Source organism: Herbiconiux sp. UC225_62 (genome assembly GCF_042694625.1).
GTDB lineage: Bacteria > Actinomycetota > Actinomycetes > Actinomycetales > Microbacteriaceae > Herbiconiux.
The window spans coordinates 2,413,234-2,432,410 of sequence record NZ_CP170551.1; the positions used below are offsets into that span (position 1 = coordinate 2,413,234).

The following is a 19,177-nucleotide window of genomic DNA, read 5'->3' on the forward strand; positions in this document are numbered from 1 at the left end:
ACACCGTGTTCATGTACTTCCCCACCAACTACGTCTGGAGCCTGGCGGCCGTCGCCACGCTCAACAACGGCGGTTTCATCGACGAGGTCGACCGCGCGTGCAAGCCGGTGCTGATCGCGTCTCAGAACGGCGACGACGCCGGCACGGCCGAGCTCTACGCCTCCTGGGCCGCCGTCGCCGACCGCTTGGTGGCGAAGGCGCAGGACGACGAGGCGCGTGGCCGCAGGGTGGGTGCCGGCGAGACCTACTACCGCGCCTCGCTCTACACGTCGCAGGCCGAGCGCCTGCAGTCGCCCAAGTGGGAGGGACGGAACGCGGCCTACCAGAAGTCGATCGACCTGCTGCTGAAGCACGTCGAGCTCTCCGAGATCCCGGTGACGCGCGTCGAGGTGCCCTACGAGGACTCCTCGCTGCCCGCCTACTTCTACCGGGCGCCCGGCGACGGGCCGCACCCGGTGATCATCCAGTGGAACGGTCTCGACTCCACCAAGGAGATGATGTACTACTCCGGATTCCCGCGGATGCTCGCCGAGCGCGGCATCTCCACACTCATGATCGACACCCCCGGCTCTGGCGAGGCGCTGCGGCTCCGCGACCTCAAGGCCCGGCACGACACCGAGGTGTGGGCGGCGGCGATCATCGACCACCTGGAGGCGGACGCCGACGAGCTCGACATCGATCCGTCGCGCATCGGCATCGTGGGCTGGTCGCTCGGCGGCCACTACGCGCCTCGAGCGCTCGCTTTCGAGAAGCGGCTCGCGCTCGGCGTCGCCTGGGGAGCCAACCACAATTGGGCCGAGGTTCAGGAAGCCCGGCGCAATCGCGAGGGCGAGAACCCGGTGCCGCACTACTGGGACCACGTCTTCTGGGTCTGGGGCGCCTCCGACATGGACGACTTCATCGAGAAGACGAAGGGGATGCACTTGAACGGGGTGGTCGAGCAGATCACCGCGCCCTTCCTCATCACGCACGGCACCGGCGACCGGCAGATCAACGTGAAGTACGCCCACCAGTCCTACGACCAGGCCGTCAACAGCCCGAAGCGCGAGCTGCGGATCTTCGACGACCCCGAGGGTGGCACGGAGCACATCTCGATCGACAACATGCCCTACGTGGCGGGCATCATCGCCGACTGGGTGGCCGAGACCTTCGCCGAACTGTCGGCGCGGTGACCGAGGTCGACTTTGGTCAATTTCGGGCATAAGTCTGATATCCTGGAGGGGACGTCGGGGCTCCACGAGCCCGTCCCCTCCCGTGACGTGGCGGCCGGGCACACCGAGTCGCGTCGACTGCCCGATCGATCGGGTGACTCCCATGACTCTCACGCCCCTGCGCCTGCGCATCCTGGTCGCCTCCCTGCTCACGGTGTCGTTCCTCGGCGCCCTCGACCACACCGTCGTCTCCACCTCGCTCGCCACCATCGCGGGCGATCTCGGGGCGCTCGAGCACATGAGCTGGGTGGTGGTCGGCTACACCCTGGCGAGCACGGTGCTGCTGCCCGTGCTCGGCAAGCTCGGCGACCGGATCGGGCCGCGTGCAGTCTTCCTCAGCTCGCTCGTGCTGTTCCTCCTGGCGTCGCTGGCCTGCGGGTTCTCGCCGACCATGGAATGGCTCGTCGTGGCGCGCGTGCTCCAAGGGATGAGCTCGGCGGGCCTCCAGCTGATGTCGCAGACGATCATCGCGCAGGTCACGACGCCCCGTGAGCGGCCGAAGTACCTCGCCGTCATCGGCGCAGCCTTCCCGATCGCCATCCTCATCGGCCCGGTCATCGGCGGGCTCATCACCGACTTCTGGGGCTGGCAGTGGGTGTTCTGGGTGAACATCCCGGTCGGTGCGGCCGCGCTCGCGCTGGCGGTGTTCGCCGTGCCGCACGTCGAGGTGGCCGAGCGCCGCCGTTTCGACATCGCCGGAGCGGTGACCTTCACGATCGCCCTGGTGGCGCTCGTGCTCGCGGTCACCTGGTGGACCGATCCCGCCGCCGCCGTCGCTGCCCTCACCGCCTCGGTGGTCGCGGCCGTCGCCTTCGCCGCCTTCTTCGTGGCGGAGCTCCGGGCGGTGGAGCCCGTGCTGCCGCTCGCCTACTTCCGTGACCGCACCATCTCGGCGGGCACGGCGCTCTCGGCGATCATCGGCATCGGGCTGTTCTCGATCACCTTCTACCTGCCCACCTACTTCCAGATGGCGTACCGCACGAGCGCGACGATCTCGGGCCTCGTGCCCATCGCGACGGTGTTCGGGATGCTCCTGAGCAATCTCGCGACCGGATTCATCGTGAGTCGCACCGGGCGTTACCGTGCCTTCCCGATCGCCGGCACGGCGCTGGCGGCGACGGGGCTCGTGGTGATGTCGCTCCTGCCCGTCGGGTTGCCGCTCTGGGTGCCGATGATCGTGATGTTCGGGGTCGGAGTGGGCACGGGCGCGTTCATGAGCCTCATCGTGGCCGTCGTGCAGGGCGCGGTTCCGCGCTCCGAGACCGGCACCATCACCGCCACGCTCAACCTCGTGCGACAGGTCGGCTCCACCGTCACGACGGCGATCATCGGTGGTGTCATCGGCTTCGGCGTGGCGGCGCTGCTCCCGCCGGGCCTGGATGCCGCGACGCTCACGCCGAAGTCGGTGCTCGCCGCCGACGCCGCCACGCAGACGCAGATCGCGGCGATCTATCATGACGTCTTCGCCCCCATCTTCATCGCGCTCGCCGCGGCGTACGCGATCGGCATCGTCGCCGCCATCCTGTTGCCCGGCACCCCGCTGTCGGACGAGCCGGCGCCGGAGCCGGCCACCGCATCCGCTTCCGTCTGAGTCACCCGAGGAGAGAACAATGACCCACCAGCCCACCGCCGTCGTCATCGGCAGCGGCCCCGTCGGCTCGGCCTTCGCCCGCACCCTGCTGGAGAGCGACCCCGACGTGCGCGTCGTGATGTTCGAGGCCGGTCCGCAGCTCACGGAGACGCCCGGCGAGAGCGTCCGCAACATCCCCGATCCGGCGGAGAAGGAGCGAGCCCGCGAACGTTCGCAGGGGCCCCTGTCCGGGTCGTACCGCGAGTCGCTCGGCATCCCCGGCACCGCTGTGGTGGAGGGGATGTTCACGGCCCGGCAGGGAACCTACCTCCTCGATTTCGGCGGGGAGGGATCCGCCCACTCCGTCGGATTCCCAGCGGCCGCTGCGGCGACGAATGTCGGCGGTCAGGGTGCGCACTGGACCGCGGCGATCCCGCGCCCCGCCTTCAGCGAGAAGATCCCCTTCATCGGCGACGAGGAGTGGGAGGAGTTGATCGGAGAGGCGGAGCACCTGCTGCACAAGCAGAGCGCGGCATTCGCCGACTCCGCGCTCGGCGCCGCGATCCGCTCGTTGCTGGAGGAGGAGTTCGCAGCCGAGCTGCCGGAAGGGTACGGCGTCAGCACCCTTCCCGTTGCCGGCGATCCTCAACCCGACGGCACGATGCGGTGGGCCGGTGCCGACTCGGTTCTCGGGCCTCTGATCGATCCCTCGTCGCCGTTGTCGCAGCGGTTCGAATTGCGCGACCTGTCGCTCGTGCGGCGCGTCGAGTTCGAGGGGCGCCGCGCGACCGGCGTGACGGTGCAGGACCTGCGCACGGGCGAGACATCCGTGTTCCCGGCCGATCTCGTGGTCGTGGCGGCCGACGCCTTCCGGTCTCCGCAGCTGCTCTGGGCGTCGGGTGTGCGGCCCCGGGCGCTCGGGCACTATCTCACCGAGCATCCGGTGGTCATCTCGACCGTCGCGCTCGACGCGGGGAAGATGGAGCGCTTCGCGAACGAAGCCGACCTCGTCGAGGAGCAGGCCCGGCGTGCGAAGAATCCGGCCGACCCGGTGGCGGCGGTGAACCGTATCCCGTTCTCGGAGCCCGAGCATCCGTTCTCGGTGCAGGTCATGTACGCGGATGTTCCGCCCTTCCAGCTCGACCCGGCGCATCCGCTCTCGGGGAACCGCTGGGGCTACGTCAACATGGGCTACGGCGTGCGGAAGCGTCCGCGCTACGAAGACGGCGTGACGTTCGACGACGCGGAGCCTGACTTCAGCGGGTTCCCGAACATGACCATCCGCTACGAGCTCACCGCCGCGGAAGAGGCCGAGATCGCGGAGGCGACCGAGCGGCTGCGCCGGGCGGGCGGGGCCCTGGGCCATTTCGTGGCCGAGCCCCGGCTCCTTCCGAACGGGTCGAGCCTCCACTACCAGGGCACGATGCGGGCGGGCGACACCGACGACGGCACCTCGGTCGCCGACCCCTTCTCCCGGGTCTGGGGCTACGAGGGTCTCTCGCTCGCGGGCAACGGCCTGATCCCCACCGCCACCACGATGAACCCCACCTTGACGAGTGTGGCGCTCGCGGTGCGAGGCGCCCGTCAGGCGGCATCGGACCTCCGGTCGAAAGGCGGGCGGTCGTGAACGAGCTCGCCTACGCCGTCGACGTCGAGGCGGATTCGCTCGTCGTCGAGGTCGTGGACGACGCGGGTCGGGTGGTCACCCGCGTCCACTACTCCACGCCCGGTGCGCCCCGACCCGAATCGCTCGCGATCGCGGCGTCGGGGATCGTGGCCGGCATCCGGAGCGGATTGGGGTCCGCCTACCGGGTGCACAGCGCTGTGGGGGCCGACCGCTAGCGGACAACGGCGCGCCTGCTCTGGCAGACTTCTGCCAAGAGAAAGGACGGGGAACGATGCCGTTTCGCACCAAGGAGACCCTCGATCGCTGGGTCGGCGAGTTCGAGGCCGCCGGTCATGACGTCACCGGAACGGTCAGCGTCCTCGATCACGACGACGAGGCGGGCGGCACCGGCCTCGTGGTGGTGCATCTCGAGCACGTGCCGATCGATGTCTACCTCGAACCCCGAGCACCGGGCGACCCGCACTGGAACGTGACCTTCACGCGCCGCGACGTGGATGTCACGATGGATGCCCAGAGGCTGGCGCAACTGGTCGCCGAACTCACGATCGCGTCGGAGCTCTGCACCTTCCTCGAGGCGCGTTCGACGGAGTACGTCGCGTCGCGCACGGCGTGAATCCTCTGCCGGCCGACGCCGGACCGGTTCAGATGGTCGCGGGCGATCGTTTCCCGTGATGGCGGGCGGCTTGACCTTCCCCTGAGGGGAACGCCGATCGTGGACCCATGATGAACGATCGCACCTCGACCACCTACCCGCCCACCCTGTCGCTCGCCGGCCGTCAGGCTGTCGTCATCGGCGGGACCAAGGGCCTCGGCGCGGCGGTCGTGCACCGACTCGTGGATGCCGGGGCACGAGTCATCGCCGTCGGTCGATCGCAGCCCGACGAGACCCTCGCGTCGCGGCTGGTGCAGGCTGACGTCACAGACAGGGCGGCCGCCGAGCACATCGCCGCGGTCGTCGCCGAGGAAGGAGGACTCGACATCCTGGTGCAGGTGACCGGCGGATCGTCGGCACCCGGCGGTGGGCACGCCACCATGACCGACGAGCACTGGTCGGCCGAGCTCGAGCTGAACCTGCTCGCCGCCGTACGTATCGACCGCGCGCTGACGCCGCTCATGCTCGAGCGGGGTCGTGGCTCGATCGCGCACGTCGGATCCATCCAGGGCCGGATGCCGCTGTTCGACGGGACCCTCGGCTACGCCGCAGCGAAGGCGGCGCTCCGTGCCTACAGCAAGGGACTCGCGAACGAACTCGCGCCTCGGGGCGTGCGGGTCAATACCGTCTCGCCCGGAGGCATTCAGAGCGATGGCGCCGTCGAGCTCGCCGCGCGCATCGCCCGGACGCACGGAATCACTCCCGAGGGGGGCATGGGCAGACTCATGGACTCCCTCGGCGGAATCCCCGACGGCCGATTCGCCCCCGCCGACGAGATCGCCGACGTGATCGGGTTCGTCGTCTCGGATGCCGCGGCCTCCATCGTGGGCGACGAGATCACCGTCGACGGCGGCACCGTCAAGACCACCTGACCGCGCGGGTCGGTGCGAGCCGGGGCGCTACCGCTTCTTGCCGCCGAGGCCGGGCACCGAGGTGATCTGTCGCATCCAGTCGGCGACCTGGGTGTGGTCGAGGTCGTCGAGGGTCGCGAGTTCGACGCCGCGGGTGGCCTTGCCCATACCGACGGGAGTCACGGGCGGAACCGGGTCGAGCAGCGTCGCTCCGTCGATGAACATCAGCGTGACAGCACATCGGGCACCGCCCCCAAGCGGATCGGGGGAGCGCTCCGAATACCTGGCGACATCCACGAGGGCAGGAGCCATCGCATGCGCGCAACCACAACTCCGCAGGCACGGCGGCACGGGGCCGGACGTCTGGCGTTCGGGTCGCTCGCCGCGCTGTCCGGCGTGGTGAGCGCGGCGGCGTTGCTCGCCGTTGCCGAGCTCGTCGCCCTGCTCATCGCCCGCGACGGCAGCCCGGTGCTCGCCGTGGGCTCTTTCGTGATCGACATCGTGCCGCGCTGGGCGAAGGAGTTCGCCATCGAGACGTTCGGCGCGAACGACAAACTCTTCCTGCTCGGCTCGATCGGTGTCGCCGTCGTGGTCGCCGCCGCCGTCGCCGGCGTGCTGCAGTGGCTCCGGCCGCCGCTCGGCGCGGCGCTCATCGCGCTCGCCGGGGCGCTCGCCGTGATCGCGATCGTCACCCGCACCGGGGCGACGACCTTCGCGTCCGTTCCCACCGTGCTCGGCAGCGTGGTCGGCGTCGTGCTGCTGACGCTGCTGGTGAGACGGTTGCGGCGGTGGCGGGATGCGGTCGCGACGGATGCGGTCACGACGGATGCGCCGACGTCCGTCACCAAATCCGTCGAAGACCCAGCCACATCCGCCCGGGTCTCGGACGACTCTGCGCCGGGACGCGCCTCCGTCGACCGGCGTCTCTTCCTCGCGATGACCGTGATCGTGGCGGTCGGCTCCGCAGTGGTGGGCACCGGCTCACGCATCGTGTCGGCGGCGACCTCCTCGCTCGCCGGCATCCGCGAGGCTCTGAAGCTCCCCGCCGCGCGCACGAGCGTCGAGGTGCCCGCCGGCGCCGAGCTCGACGTGCCCGGCCTCTCCTCCCTCTACACGTCGAACGCCGACTTCTACCGGGTCGACACCGCGCTCACGGTGCCGTCCGTCGATCCGAACACCTGGAGCCTCAGAGTGTTCGGGCTGGTCGACAACGAGCTGACGCTGTCGTTCCAGGACCTGCTCGACCTCGGCCTGGACGAGTACTCCATCACCCTCACCTGTGTCTCGAACGAGGTGGGCGGCGAACTGCTCGGCACGGCGAAGTGGCTCGGGGTGCCGGTGCGCGACCTGCTGGCGAAGGCCGGTCCGCAGTCCGGCGCTGACATGGTGCTCTCGAAGAGCATCGACGGGTTCACCGCCGGGACCCCGCTTGGATCGCTGACCGACGACGGAATCGACGCCATCCTCGCCGTGGCGATGAACGGCGAACCCCTGCCGTTGGAGCACGGGTTCCCGGTGCGGATGGTGGTGCCGGGCCTCTACGGCTACGTCTCCGCCACCAAGTGGGTGACCGAACTGAAGGTCACGACCTTCGAGGCCGACGAGGCCTACTGGACGCCCCGGGGATACTCCGCCGAAGCGCCGATCAAGATGTCGTCGCGGATCGACACCCCTCGCATCGGCAAGCCGGCGGCTTCGGGTCCGCTCAAGATCGCCGGGGTCGCGTGGGCTCAGACGATCGGCATCGACAAGGTAGAGATCTCGATCGACGACGGGGAGTGGCAGCCCGCCACCCTCTCGACCGCGGTGAACGCCGACACGTGGGTGCAATGGGTCGTGGATTGGGATGCGACGCCCGGCACACATTATGTCGCCGTCCGGGCGACCGACAAGGCCGGCAACCTGCAGATCGAGGAACGGGCGCCGATCGCGCCGAACGGCTCGAGCGGGTGGCAGCGCACGCTGATCACGGTGTCGTGATGGACGCGCCGGGAGCGACGGTCGCCGACGCACCCGGTCCGCCCGCTTCGGCCGTCCCGGTCGCGCGGAGTGGCTGCGTCAGGCGTTCGGTTGCGGGTAGACAGGGATGCCGGCCGCGATCGCGACCTCGCGGTAGGCCGCGGCCAGCGAGTCGACGGACTCGTGGGCGTTGAGTCCGCTCGGGTTCGGCACCACCCAGAGCTCGGCGCCGGCCAAGGTCTCGGCCTGCTTGCCGACGGTCGCGCGCGGGCGCGCGAAGGCCACCCGGTACGCGGTGATCCCCAGCATCGCGACCACGACCGGGCGCAGTCGGGCGACCCGTCGTTCGAGGTCGGCCGCGCCCTCGACGAGTTGCTCGCTGCTGAGCTCGTCGGCCCGGGCCGTGGCTCCCGCGACGAGGCTCGTCACGCCCACGCCGCGGGCGATGAGATGTTCGCGGTCGCCCGGCTGGAAGCCATCGGATGCGTCGATCACGTGATCGATGATCCCTGCGCGGTAGAGCGCCGGGTAGAACCGGTTGCCCCGGCGACTGAACGGCGCTTGCACGGCCGCCGTGTGGAGACCGGGGTTGATTCCGACGATGAGCAGTCGAAGTCCTTCACCCAAAACGCTGGGCACCGGTTTTCCGCGGTAGGAGTCCAGTTCGGCACGCGTGAAACCCATGCCTGAAGGCTATGCCACGGGTCGCGGAGCCCAATGCTGGGAACAAGCTGTGACCGGCACGGAATGGGGCGGCCTGGTGGAACTTTCCGGGAAGAACGGATGTTCTACTCAATGACCGCCGCAGCCAGTGGTGCGAATCCCAAGGAGATCTCACGTGACACAGGAGTACCGCAAGACCCCCGAGGCGTTGTCCCGCCTCACCCCGCAGCAGTATCGAGTGACCCAGGAGGACGTCACCGAGCCCGCGTTCCGCAACCAGTACTGGGACAACAAGAAGGCAGGGATCTACGTCGACGTCGTCACCGGCGAGCCCCTGTTCGCCTCCGTCGACAAGTTCGACAGTGGCTCGGGCTGGCCGAGCTTCACCGTTCCGATCGACCCCGCCAACGTGGTGGAGAAGACCGACCGCAGCTGGGGCATGAAGCGCACCGAGGTGCGTTCGGCGCACGGCGACAGCCACCTGGGCCACGTCTTCGACGACGGCCCGCGCGAGGCCGGTGGGCTTCGCTACTGCATCAATTCCGCAGCCCTGCGATTCGTCGCACTGGAGGACCTCGAGTCCGAGGGCTACGGCGACTACCTCACCCTGTTCGACACGAAGGAGAACGCACGATGACCACGACTGAGAAGGCCATCCTGGCCGGTGGATGTTTCTGGGGCATGGAGGACCTGATCCGCAAGCGCACCGGGGTGCTCGACACCCGCGTGGGTTACACCGGCGGCGACACCCCGAACGCCACCTACCGCAACCACGGCAGCCATGCCGAGGCCATCGAGATCACCTACGACCCCGAGAAGACGAGCTACCGCGAGCTGCTGGAGTTCTTCTTCCAGATCCATGACCCGTCGACCAAGAACCGTCAGGGCAACGACGTCGGCACCAGCTACCGTTCCGCGATCTATTACGAGAACGACGAGCAGCACCGCGTCGCCGAGGACACCATCGCGGATGTCGACGCCTCCGGTCTCTGGCCGGGCAAGGTCGTCACCGAGGTCGCCCCCGCCGGCGACTTCTGGGAGGCGGAGCCGGAGCACCAGGACTACCTCGAGCGCTACCCCAACGGCTACACCTGCCACTATGTGCGGCCGGGCTGGAAGCTCCCTCGCCGCGAGCAGGCCGCGAGCTTGTAACCGACGAACCATCCACCGACGGGCGTGGAGACCACCACTGGTCTCCACGCCCGTCGCTGTTCATCCGCCGCACCCTCTCGCCTCAGTCGACGGCCAAGGCGACGACCGGGGAGATCCGGGTCGCACGCCGCGTCGGCGTGATCGAGGCCGCCACCGTCAAGAGGGCGGACGCGGCGATCACTGCACCGATCAGCCAGAGGGGCAGCACCGGAACGATGAGGCCGGGGCCTCCGTACATCGAGCCGAGCAGCGACTGCGCACCGGCCCACCCGTAGAAGGTGCCCAGCGCGAGCCCCACGAGCACGGCGGCGATCGTGAGCTGAGCGCTCTCCGCCACCACCATCACCCGCAATTGGCGGTTGGTGAAGCCGAGCGCGCGCAGCAGCCCGAGCTCACGCGTTCGCTGCAGAACGCTCAACGACAGATTGTTCACCATCCCCACTGCAGCGATGAGGGCGCTGAAGCCCAGCAGGACGGAGAAGATCCCGACGGTGACGGTGACCAGCTGATCCGTTCCGGCGTAGACGTCGGGTTCGGCCAGACGTGCTTGGGTCAGTATCTCTTGATAGCTCCCAGCCGCAACGGCGAAGGTCGTCACCAAGGTCACGCCGATGACGAGCCCGATCATCGTGCGCGAACTGCGCTCCGGATACCTCATCGCGTTCTGCGCCGCCAGCCGCGCCGGCGCTCCGCGACCGAGCATCCTGCCGACCAGCTGCAGGGCCGGAGGCATGAAGAAGGGAGCGCCGAGAACGAGGCCGGTGAAGGAGAGGATGCCGCCGACGATCCCCGGCAGCACCCCGAGGGGTGTGGCGAAACCCGTGGCGATGCCCAGGGCGAGCAGCCCGAGACCTGTCGCGATCAACGTGATCGCCGTGGCGTTGCGGCCCCGGCGGCCTGCCGCAACCTCGTGCCGCACTTCCTGAGCACCTCCGGTTGCTTGGATGGGCGAGACGTCGAGAACTCGCCGCGACCCGATCCACGAGGCGAGCCAGGTGGTGAGCACGACGGCGACGAGAGGCAGGCCGATGACGGGCGGCAGGTAGTCGTAGCGGAGATCGGGCACGAAGTCCGTGGCCACGGCTGTAGAGATGAGCCCGAAGGTCACCGCCGTGCCGACCGCGAACCCGAGCAGGCTGCCGGCGACCCCGACGAGAAGACCTTCGCGGGCGACGGAGCGTCGCTGGCTCGATGCGGTCGCACCGATCAGCCGCATCAAAGCGATGGTGCGGGTGCGGCCGGCGATGATCGTGGCGAAGGTGTTCGCCGTGACGACGGCACCGACGTAGACGGCGATGACGATGAAGACTCCGCCGACGAGCGCGAGCATGAAGGCGACCATCCCGCTCCCGGACAGGCCGCGCGCCGTGGAGATCATCGTGGCGAGGGCTCCGGTCACCTGCAGGAGGGAGACGCCGAAGGCTGCACTGAGGGTGGCGACGAGCACGCTCGGGGCATGTTCGCGCATCCCGACCCTCACAGCACGCCCTCCATTCCGAGCATGAATTGGCTGATCTCGACCGCTGTCGACCGGCCGCGGTCTTCCACGATGCGGCCATCGGCGAGGAAGACGATGCGATCGGCGAAGCTCGCCGCCACGGGATCGTGGGTGACCATGGCGATGCTCTGGCCGTAGGCGGACGCCGCCGACGCGAGCAGCGTCAGCACCTCGCGGCCGGTGCGGGAGTCGAGATTTCCGGTCGGCTCGTCGGCGAACACCAGGTCGGGCCGGGAGCCGAGGGCCCGCGCAATGGCCACCCGCTGCTGCTGGCCGCCGGAGAGTTCATGGGGACGATGACGCAGTCGCGGACGCAGGCCCAGCGTGTCGATCAGATGATCGATCCAGCTTCGCTCCTCGGTCGTCGGCACGCGCCCATCGAGTTCGAACGGCAACAGGATGTTGCCCTCGACATCGAGCGTCGGTACGAGGTTGAACGACTGGAACACGAAGCCGACGCGGCGCCGGCGGAGTTTCGTGAGCTCGGTGTCGCCGAGGGAGGTGATCTCGGTGTCGCCGATCCAGACCCGCCCGGAGGTCGACGCATCCAACCCGGCCATGATGTGCATCAACGTCGACTTGCCGGAACCACTCGGCCCCATGATCGCCGTGAACTCACCACGGCGGATGCCGACCGACACATCGTCGAGGGCGGTGACCATCGTCGATCCGCTGCCGTACGACTTGGTGAGCTGAGTGACCCTCGCGACGAGGCCGATGTCTCCTGGGCTGATTTCCATGACGTCGACGCTACGGAGCGGAGAACGAGAGCGCGTCACTCCGCAGGACGACAGAAATACATCCCGCGGATGACATCTATCGGGGTGTCGGGCGGAGCAGGCCGTGCGTCACCGCGAAGAGCACCAATTGCACGCGGTCGCGGAGCTCGAGTTTGTTGAGGATACGGCTGACGTGCGTCTTCACCGTCGCCTCGCTGACGAATTCCGCACGGGCGATCTCGGCGTTGGACAGTCCGCTCGCGACCAGCCGGAAGATCTCCCGCTCGCGCGCCGTCAGTCGTCGGTAGACCTCCGGCGGCGGCATCCGGGGTCCGCCCGCGGCGATCCCCGGCGCTCGGAGCGCCCCGGGTTCCTCCGCGAAGTGCTCGAACAGGTCGCGCGTCGCGGCGGGCGCGATCACGGCGTTGCCGGCGTGCACCGTGCGGATCGATGCCAGCAGGAATTCCGGATGGGCGTCTTTGAGCAGAAACCCGCTCGCACCCGCCTGGATCGCGCGCAGCGTGGAGGAGTCGTGGGCGAAGGTGGTCAGCACGACGACGCGAGTGGTCGCCGTCTCGGCCATCAGGATGCGCCGGGTCGCCTCGATCCCGTCGACCACCGGCATCCGGAGATCCATCAGCACGACGTCGGGGCGCGTCTGCTCCACCATCGCGACACCCTCGGCGCCGTCGCCGGCCTCACCCACGAACTCGAGATCGGGCTGCGACGACACGATCTGCCTGATTCCCGCGCGGAGCAGCGGCTGGTCGTCGACCAGAGCGACGCGGATCGCGCTCATGCGGGCGGCGCCGGGGTGTCGAGGACGGGAATCGTGGCGGTCACCACGAACTCGCCTGCGTCGTGGGCGGCGCCGAACGTTCCGCCCACGAGGGCAGCCCGTTCGCGCATGCCGGCGAGACCGTGGCCGCCCCCGACAACGGGTTCGGAACTCGCGCCGCGGCTCGGCTCGGTCACCCGTGCGGCGGGCGTGGCCGTCTTGCTCGAAACCCGAAGGTCGAGCCCCTGGGACCCCCAGTCGAGACTCACGGTGGCACCCGCACCGGGCTCGCCGTGGCGCATCGCGTTGGTCAACGCTTCCTGCACGATCCGGAAGACGGCGAGCTGGCTGCCGGCAGCCAGCGGGCGCGGGACCCCGGTCTGCACCACGTCGACCGGGAGACCGGAGCCGCGGATCTGATCGTAGAGCTGCTCCAGATCGCCGAGCGTCGGCTGCGGAGCCGCCTGCTCGTCGTGCCGGAGTTCGCCGAGCAGCACGCGGACGTCGGCCAGGGCACTGCGCGCGGTCGACGAGATGGTGGTGAGCGCCGACTCCGCGGCTCCCGGATCGGAGGCCATCGCATACCGGGCGCCGTCGGCCTGGGCGATGACGACGGCCAGAGAGTGCGCGACGACGTCGTGCATGTCACGGGCGATCCGGGTGCGCTGCTGCTCGACGGCGACGTTGTGCTCGGCGATCATCTGCAGCATCCGGCTCTCCCGGGCGGCGCTCCAGGTCTTCGCGAGCAGCCCCAACGTCCAGCTCAGCACGAGGGCCGCGACGGCCGCGAACAGATAGGCGAAGAAGGTCACCACGAGGCTCGGCACGGTACGGGCCTCGCCCGGACCGAGCAGAGCGCCGACGTAGATGCCGACGGTGAGATAGACCGAGGCGGCGAGAGCACCGGCCACGGCTGAGGCGAGGCCGGCCCACTTGACGATGCGGCCGCCGTAACGAGCCGACGAGTAGAGCACCGGCAGGATCGCGAGGTTCGCGACGTCGGGCTGCAGGGAGGTCGCCATCTGCACGATCGCGAAGACCCACGCCGTGCCCAGCGCGAGCGCCGGGCTCACCCGCCGCAGAGCGAGGGCCAGGCCCATTCCGATGATGACCACGACGAGCGCGAGGTCGGGGGAGCCGAGCGGAACGCGCAGGCCCACGCACAGCACGGCGAGTCCGACGTCGAAGCCGAGCTGGTAGGGCTTCAGGAGGCGGAACATCCCTCCACGGTAGACGTCCGGGCACCCGGATTCGAGCGGTTCACGGCGATCGACGCCTTCGGGCGGAAGAGATCATCCTCGCGATGTACGCGGATGGCTCCACGCGGCGAAGTCAAGCCGTTCCGAGCCGCTTCCGGGCTCCGCTACCATCGGGAGAGAGCGGGGGGCGGCCCCTTATCCCGGTTGCGCTCCCCGCTCACCTTCGACCGTACTCCGGTCTGCCGATTGCGGCCGTCGAGGTGTCGATCTCCGGTCTCGAACAGAGCCCGACGACCTTTTGGCGTGTCGCGAGCTGCTGGACGATAGTGGGATCATTCGAACATAGATTCGAATGTCTGGAGGCGCTCATGACAACCATCGACCTGACCGAGATGGCGACGCTCTGGCTCGACGACGTGGCGGTGCCGGTGCGGATGCTCTGGCGCGGCCGCCGCTGGAAGGTCACCGACCGGCCGACCGAACCTGAGGGGCTCTATTGGTCGACGCACGCTCCCGACTTCGTGGCCTGGCGCTTCCAGGCGACGGACGAGGCGGGCGTCAGCCGCGTGTTCGACCTCGTGCGGCATCACGGCGGGCAGCACTGGACCGTGGCGCACGTCTACGACTGATCGGCGGCGCCCCAGGCGGGAGCGTCAGCGCGTGAGCGTCGCGAAACGGTAGCGGAGCCCCGTCCGTGATTCGAGCCATCCGGATGCCGGCACGGTGCTTCGTCGCCAGCCCTCACCGATGGTGGGCGCCACCGTGTCGCCGTCGACGTCGAGATCCACTTCGGTGATCTCGAGGCGATCGGCGAGAGGGAGCGCTTGCCGGTAGATGTCTCCGCCGCCCATCACCCAGATCGTCTCGCCTGTGCCGCCGTTCGCGGCGCCCAGGGCGTCGTCGACCCCGCTCAGGGCGTCGTCGACCGAGTGCACGACCTCGGCGCCGGGCGCTTCCCACCCGTCCTGCCGGGTGACCACCACATTGCGGCGACCGGGTAGGGGCCGGAACCGCTCGGGCAACGACTCCCAGGTGCGCCGCCCCATCACGACGGTGCTGCCGCTCGTCAGCTCGCGGAACCGGGCCAGATCTTCGGGGAGGTGCCAGGGGATGCCACCGCCCTGACCGATGACTCCGCCCTTCGCCTCAGCCCAGACGAGCGCGATGCTCATACGGCGACGGCGGCGCGGATGGCGGGGTGGTGCACGTAGTCGACGACCTCGAGGTCGTCGTACTCGTAGTCGAAGACGCTCTCGCGATCGCGCACGATGCGAAGGGTCGGCGCCGGGTACGGCGTGCGCTCCAATTGCAGTTCCACCTGCTCGACGTGGTTGTCGTAGATGTGGCAGTCGCCACCCGTCCAGACGAAGTCGCCGACCTCCAGCCCGGTCTGTGCCGCGATCAGATGGGTCAACAAGGCGTAGCTCGCGATGTTGAACGGCACTCCGAGGAACAGGTCGGCGCTGCGCTGGTAGAGCTGGCAGGAGAGCTTGCCGTCGGCCACGTAGAACTGGAAGAGCGCGTGGCAGGGGGCCAGCGCCATGTGGGGGATCTCGGCAACGTTCCAGGCCGACACGATCATGCGCCGTGAATCCGGGTCGGTCGAGATGGTGTCGATGACCTGGGAGATCTGATCGATGTGCTCGCCCGTCGGCGTGGGCCACGAGCGCCACTGCACCCCGTAGACCGGACCGAGCTCGCCCTCCTCGTCGGCCCACTCGTTCCAGATCGAGACGCCGTTCTCCTGCAGCCAGCGCACGTTGCTGTCGCCGCGGAGGAACCAGAGCAGCTCGTAGGCCACCGACTTGAAATGCACCCGCTTCGTGGTGATGAGCGGGAACCCCTCCGAGAGGTCGAAGCGGAGCTGTCGCCCGAAGACGCTCCGGGTGCCGGTGCCCGTGCGATCGGACTTCGGCGTGCCGTGCTCCAGGGTCTCGCGCAGGAGGTCTTCGTAAGGCGTCGCGATCATCATCACACCGAGCGTAGAGGCAATTCGTTCCCTGAGCGAGATACGCCCCGCCCGAGGAAATGTAGCCTGGGATCGACGAAAGGCGCTCGACCATGAAGCGGATCAACATCCTGTATGACGGAAAGCAGTACTCGGTCTCGGGTCGAGACGTCGACGAGATGAAAGAGGAGATCCGCGCCGCCGTGGAATCGGCCGTTCCGACGTGGCTCGAGGTGAACGTGGGCGAGGGCAAGTACAAGCGTGCCGACATCCTCCTCAGCCCCGGCGTCACCATCGCCGTCGTCGGCATCGACGCCGACGACTGACGAACCCGATGGACGTCGAGCCGCTGTCGCGGACCGCTCCGCCCCTCCCCGGCGGACCCCTGCACGAGCAGGACTGGCAGTCGCTGACGTTCCTGCACTGGCGAGTCGACCCGTCGACGGTGGCTCCGCACCTTCCTCCCGGCACGCGCCCCGACGTCTTCGACGGCTCCGCCTGGGTGGGGCTCATCCCCTTCCGTCTGGCGAACGCCACGGTTCCCGGCGCACGAGCACTCGGCCCGATCCCGTATGCCGGAACCTTCCCGGAGATCAACGTGCGGCTCTACTCGGTCGACGACTCGGGCCGGCGCGGCGTCGTGTTCGTCTCGCTCGAGTCGTCGCGACTCGCGGCGGTCTCGGCCGCCCACCTGCTCTTCGGTCTTCCGTACCGCTGGGCGCGCATGAGCATCACCACCGACGCCGAGGGCACCATCAGCTACCGCTCCGAACGCCTCGGCGAGAACGGTTTCGGCGGCTCGCCCGGTCCGCACAGCCGCGTGGATGCGCGACCCGGCACCGAGGACCGATCGAACGACGAACTCGCCGTCTTCCTCACCGCCCGCTGGGGACTCCACATCGCCCGCGGTGGCCGAACCCGCTTCATCCCGAACGAGCACGAACCCTGGCGGATCGTGGACGCCGAACTCCGCTTCCTCGACGACGAGTTGCTCGACGCCGAGGGATTTCCCGGTCTCGCCGGGCGACCACCCGACTCCGTGCTGTTCTCGCCGGGCGTGCACACCGCGTTCGGCCACGCACTCCCCGGCGGGCGAGGATAATGGCCGAGTGACTTCCGCCGCTCCCGATCTCGGCCTGCTGCTCGACGTCGACGGCCCGATCGCGAGCCCCCTGACCCGGAGCATCGCCATCCCCTCGATCGCGTCCGACCTGGTGGCGCTCGCCAACGCCGGAGTGCCGATCGTGTTCAACACGGGGCGATCCGACCAGTCGCTGCAGCGCGGGGTGGTCGGGCACCTGCTCGGTGGCGGCCTGAGCGATGACGCGCGAGTCTTCGGCGTGTGCGAGAAGGGTGCGGTGTGGTTCCGCATCCTCCCCACCGGCATCGGCGATCTGTCCATCGATGAAACCCTCGTTCCTCCCGCTGACCTGGCTCGGGCGGTCGACGAACTGGTGGTGGCGCGCTTCTCCGAATCGATGTTCTTCGACTACACGAAGCGCACCATGATCTCGGTCGAGCAGCGCACCGACGTCGACTCCCACGACTATCTCGCGAAGCAGCCCGAGTTCGACCGGGCGGTGCTCGATCTGTGCAGAACTTTCGATCTCGGCGTGATGTGGAGGAACGACTCCTACCCGGCGAGCGACGGCCGGGTGCTTTATCGCATCGATCCCTCGATCATCGCCACCGACCTCGAATCCATCCGCGTCGGCAAGGATCTCGGCGCAGAACGCGCGCTCGCCCTCCTCGCCGCCACCGGGCACGTGCCTGGCACCTGGCGAACCATGGGCGACTCCCGCAGCGACTACGCCATGGCCGACTGGCTGCACGCGCAGGGCTATGACGTCGCGCACATCGACGTGCGCCCGGCGGAAGGCGTACCGGAGAAGGGGTACCCGGTGCTGCCCGCAGAGGGCGACGCGACGAACGACGCGGTCGGCGCGGTCTTCCTCCGCCGATGGGCGCGCTCGATCATCGACGGCGCGGCCCCCGACGGCCCCGCCTGAGCCGCCTGCCGCCCGCACGACCCAGCCTGCACGACCCTGCCCGCCCAGGCGGGTTCACCCCCGCCGGATGACCGCGCTGCGCCCCGACACCGCGCGCAGCAGATCGGCGGGCGCCAGCTCGATGTCGAACCCGCGCCGCCCGCCCGACACGAAGATGGTGTCGAACTCCAGCGCGCTCTCGTCGAGCACCGTCGGCAACGGAGTCTTCTGCCCCACCGGACTGATGCCGCCCACCACGTACCCGCTCTTGCGCTCGGCCACCGCCTTGTCGGCCATCGCCGCCCGCTTCGCACCCAGCTGCCCCGCCAGGGCCTTCACGTCGAGCTGGTCGCGCACGGAGAGGATGCCGATGCCGAGCCCGGCATCCGTGTCGACCATGAGGGTCTTGAACACCCGCTCGGCCGCCACGCCGAGCTCCCGAGCCGCTTCCGCGCCGAAATCGGTGACCGCGGAGTCGTGCACGTAGACGTGCCCGGTGAACGGGATGCCCGCGGCTCGCAGCGCGACCGTCGCCGCCGTGGTCGGTGCGGCCCCGCTGTCCGCGCCCTTCGCCTTCTTGGCCATCCCGAGCCCGTCAGTCGGCCGGGATCTGGTCGGCAGGATCGACCGGAAGCACTTCGCGGAGGAAGGCCGAGACCTCGGCCAGCTCCTGCGGCGAGATCCCGTGGCCGACGCCCGGGTACAGGCGTGCGGTCACCGCGAAGTGCTCGGGCGTCCACGCGCTCGTGCGATCGATCCCCGATGCCGCGATCACCGGATCGGCCTCGTCGCGCCCCCAGAACAGCGGCGGCCGACGCGCGGCCAGCTCTGCATCGCCCGGGACGGTTCCCGAGACGCTGAAGCCGGAGAGATTGACCGCCGCAGCGAACCGATGCGGGGCGAGCCGCATCAGGTGGATCGACATCGCGCCACCCTGCGAGAATCCGAGCACGGCGACGGCGGGCGGAGCTCCGAAGGAGGCCTCCACTCGGTCGAGCCACGCGAGCACGGCGCGCCCGGCGGCGTCGATCGTCTCGAGCGAGGGGTTCGCCGGCTCGCCCGGTGGGAACCAGGTCCAACCGCCGATGCCGTACGGCGCTCCCGGCAGTGGTGCGCGCAGCGAGGCGTACACGACACCTCCGGGCAGCAGCGGGAACAGTGAGGCCAGGTCGTTCTCGTGCGAACCGCGCCCGTGCATCACGATGACGAGAGGCTGGCTCGCCAGCCGCTCGGAGATCTCCTCCCGCGGCACCGACCACACCACGGCGTCGTCGTCGAGCGTCAGGTCTCCGGATGCGTTCGCTTCGCTCACCCTGCGAATCTAACAGGCACTGGCTCTGCCCACGGTGCGCCGGTAGTGTT

General features: G+C 69.2%; 23 protein-coding genes. 13 read left to right on the plus strand and 10 right to left on the minus strand.

Annotation, left to right across the window (positions count from 1 at the left end; translation table 11 throughout):
- The first annotated feature begins 11 nt into the window (after window positions 1–11).
- The 6 genes from ACFJGU_RS11710 to ACFJGU_RS11735 all read left to right on the plus strand — a co-directional run bounded on the left by ACFJGU_RS11710 (window position 12) and on the right by ACFJGU_RS11735 (window position 5,932).
- The gene (locus ACFJGU_RS11710; RefSeq protein WP_382310346.1) at window positions 12–1,172 is read left to right on the plus strand and encodes an alpha/beta hydrolase family protein; all 1,161 of its coding nucleotides are present in this window, start codon (window positions 12–14) and stop codon (window positions 1,170–1,172) included.
- A 142-nt stretch (window positions 1,173–1,314) separates the two neighbouring features.
- On the plus strand, window positions 1,315–2,802 hold the full coding sequence (locus ACFJGU_RS11715) for an MFS transporter (RefSeq protein ID WP_382303715.1): 1,488 nt from the start codon (window positions 1,315–1,317) through the stop codon (window positions 2,800–2,802).
- A 19-nt stretch (window positions 2,803–2,821) separates the two neighbouring features.
- On the plus strand, window positions 2,822–4,408 hold the full coding sequence (locus tag ACFJGU_RS11720) for a GMC oxidoreductase (protein WP_382303716.1): 1,587 nt from the start codon (window positions 2,822–2,824) through the stop codon (window positions 4,406–4,408).
- The gene (locus ACFJGU_RS11725; protein WP_382303717.1) at window positions 4,405–4,623 is read left to right on the plus strand and encodes a hypothetical protein; all 219 of its coding nucleotides are present in this window, start codon (window positions 4,405–4,407) and stop codon (window positions 4,621–4,623) included. Before ACFJGU_RS11720 ends, ACFJGU_RS11725 begins: the two co-directional genes overlap by 4 nt.
- A gap of 56 nt (window positions 4,624–4,679) precedes the next feature.
- Window positions 4,680–5,021 (plus strand): hypothetical protein, encoded by a 342-nt coding sequence (locus ACFJGU_RS11730; protein ID WP_382303718.1) that lies wholly within the window; start codon window positions 4,680–4,682, stop codon window positions 5,019–5,021.
- Window positions 5,022–5,128: 107 nt separating this feature from the next.
- Window positions 5,129–5,932 (plus strand): SDR family oxidoreductase, encoded by an 804-nt coding sequence (locus ACFJGU_RS11735; RefSeq protein ID WP_382303719.1) that lies wholly within the window; start codon window positions 5,129–5,131, stop codon window positions 5,930–5,932.
- Window positions 5,933–5,959: 27 nt separating this feature from the next.
- Here ACFJGU_RS11735 and ACFJGU_RS11740 read toward each other — a convergent pair whose 3' ends face one another.
- Entirely contained in the window at window positions 5,960–6,136 is a 177-nt protein-coding gene (locus tag ACFJGU_RS11740; protein ID WP_382303720.1) for a DUF1801 domain-containing protein, read from the minus strand.
- Between the two features lie 90 nt (window positions 6,137–6,226).
- Here ACFJGU_RS11740 and ACFJGU_RS11745 point away from each other — a divergent pair, with 90 nt between their 5' ends.
- Window positions 6,227–7,891, plus strand: coding sequence for a molybdopterin-dependent oxidoreductase (locus ACFJGU_RS11745; protein WP_382303721.1), 1,665 nt, complete (start codon window positions 6,227–6,229; stop codon window positions 7,889–7,891).
- A gap of 78 nt (window positions 7,892–7,969) precedes the next feature.
- Here ACFJGU_RS11745 and ACFJGU_RS11750 read toward each other — a convergent pair whose 3' ends face one another.
- Window positions 7,970–8,554, minus strand: coding sequence for a mismatch-specific DNA-glycosylase (locus ACFJGU_RS11750; protein ID WP_382303722.1), 585 nt, complete (start codon window positions 8,552–8,554; stop codon window positions 7,970–7,972).
- A gap of 154 nt (window positions 8,555–8,708) precedes the next feature.
- Here ACFJGU_RS11750 and msrB point away from each other — a divergent pair, with 154 nt between their 5' ends.
- Both msrB and msrA read left to right on the plus strand, forming a co-directional pair.
- Window positions 8,709–9,170 carry a peptide-methionine (R)-S-oxide reductase MsrB gene (gene msrB / locus ACFJGU_RS11755; RefSeq protein WP_382303723.1) on the plus strand — a complete coding sequence of 154 codons (462 nt, stop codon included), beginning with the start codon at window positions 8,709–8,711 and terminating at the stop codon, window positions 9,168–9,170.
- On the plus strand, window positions 9,167–9,685 hold the full coding sequence (gene msrA, locus ACFJGU_RS11760) for a peptide-methionine (S)-S-oxide reductase MsrA (RefSeq protein WP_382303724.1): 519 nt from the start codon (window positions 9,167–9,169) through the stop codon (window positions 9,683–9,685). The genes msrB and msrA overlap by 4 nt, the downstream gene beginning before the upstream one ends.
- An 82-nt stretch (window positions 9,686–9,767) precedes the next feature.
- Here the strand turns inward: msrA and ACFJGU_RS11765 are convergent, their stop codons facing one another.
- From ACFJGU_RS11765 to ACFJGU_RS11780, 4 genes are all read right to left on the minus strand, one after another.
- Window positions 9,768–11,153 carry an FtsX-like permease family protein gene (locus ACFJGU_RS11765; RefSeq protein WP_382303725.1) on the minus strand — a complete coding sequence of 462 codons (1,386 nt, stop codon included), beginning with the start codon at window positions 11,151–11,153 and terminating at the stop codon, window positions 9,768–9,770.
- 8 nt (window positions 11,154–11,161) lie between these two features.
- Window positions 11,162–11,923, minus strand: coding sequence for an ABC transporter ATP-binding protein (locus ACFJGU_RS11770; protein ID WP_382303726.1), 762 nt, complete (start codon window positions 11,921–11,923; stop codon window positions 11,162–11,164).
- A 76-nt stretch (window positions 11,924–11,999) separates the two neighbouring features.
- Complete coding sequence (locus ACFJGU_RS11775) at window positions 12,000–12,701, minus strand: response regulator (protein WP_382303727.1); 702 nt, start codon at window positions 12,699–12,701, stop codon at window positions 12,000–12,002.
- On the minus strand, window positions 12,698–13,900 hold the full coding sequence (locus ACFJGU_RS11780; protein ID WP_382303728.1) for a sensor histidine kinase: 1,203 nt from the start codon (window positions 13,898–13,900) through the stop codon (window positions 12,698–12,700). The genes ACFJGU_RS11775 and ACFJGU_RS11780 overlap by 4 nt, the downstream gene beginning before the upstream one ends.
- A gap of 347 nt (window positions 13,901–14,247) precedes the next feature.
- On the opposite strand from ACFJGU_RS11780, the gene ACFJGU_RS11785 reads away from it, so the two are divergent.
- Window positions 14,248–14,508, plus strand: coding sequence for a hypothetical protein (locus tag ACFJGU_RS11785; RefSeq protein ID WP_382303729.1), 261 nt, complete (start codon window positions 14,248–14,250; stop codon window positions 14,506–14,508).
- 24 nt (window positions 14,509–14,532) lie between these two features.
- Here ACFJGU_RS11785 and ACFJGU_RS11790 read toward each other — a convergent pair whose 3' ends face one another.
- Both ACFJGU_RS11790 and ACFJGU_RS11795 read right to left on the minus strand, forming a co-directional pair.
- Window positions 14,533–15,051 (minus strand): dihydrofolate reductase, encoded by a 519-nt coding sequence (locus tag ACFJGU_RS11790; protein ID WP_382303730.1) that lies wholly within the window; start codon window positions 15,049–15,051, stop codon window positions 14,533–14,535.
- Window positions 15,048–15,851: a thymidylate synthase gene (locus ACFJGU_RS11795; RefSeq protein WP_382303731.1), complete on the minus strand. Its 804-nt coding sequence runs from the start codon at window positions 15,849–15,851 to the stop codon at window positions 15,048–15,050. The genes ACFJGU_RS11790 and ACFJGU_RS11795 overlap by 4 nt, the downstream gene beginning before the upstream one ends.
- A gap of 89 nt (window positions 15,852–15,940) precedes the next feature.
- Between ACFJGU_RS11795 and ACFJGU_RS11800 the strand changes: the two genes are divergently transcribed.
- From ACFJGU_RS11800 to ACFJGU_RS11810, 3 genes are read left to right on the plus strand one after another with little or no spacing between them, the layout of a single operon-like run.
- On the plus strand, window positions 15,941–16,153 hold the full coding sequence (locus ACFJGU_RS11800; protein ID WP_382303732.1) for a hypothetical protein: 213 nt from the start codon (window positions 15,941–15,943) through the stop codon (window positions 16,151–16,153).
- An 8-nt stretch (window positions 16,154–16,161) separates the two neighbouring features.
- Entirely contained in the window at window positions 16,162–16,929 is a 768-nt protein-coding gene (locus tag ACFJGU_RS11805) for a YqjF family protein (protein ID WP_382303733.1), read from the plus strand.
- Window positions 16,930–16,936: 7 nt separating this feature from the next.
- A complete protein-coding gene (locus ACFJGU_RS11810) occupies window positions 16,937–17,836 on the plus strand; it encodes a hypothetical protein (protein ID WP_382303734.1) in 900 nt (299 codons plus the stop codon).
- Window positions 17,837–17,890: 54 nt separating this feature from the next.
- On the opposite strand, the gene ybaK is transcribed toward ACFJGU_RS11810, so the two are convergent.
- Window positions 17,891–18,400, minus strand: a complete 510-nt coding sequence (ybaK, locus tag ACFJGU_RS11815; RefSeq protein WP_382303735.1) for a Cys-tRNA(Pro) deacylase — start codon at window positions 18,398–18,400, stop codon at window positions 17,891–17,893.
- A gap of 10 nt (window positions 18,401–18,410) precedes the next feature.
- Window positions 18,411–19,127 carry an alpha/beta hydrolase gene (locus ACFJGU_RS11820; protein WP_382303736.1) on the minus strand — a complete coding sequence of 239 codons (717 nt, stop codon included), beginning with the start codon at window positions 19,125–19,127 and terminating at the stop codon, window positions 18,411–18,413.
- Between the last annotated feature and the right edge of the window lie 50 nt (window positions 19,128–19,177).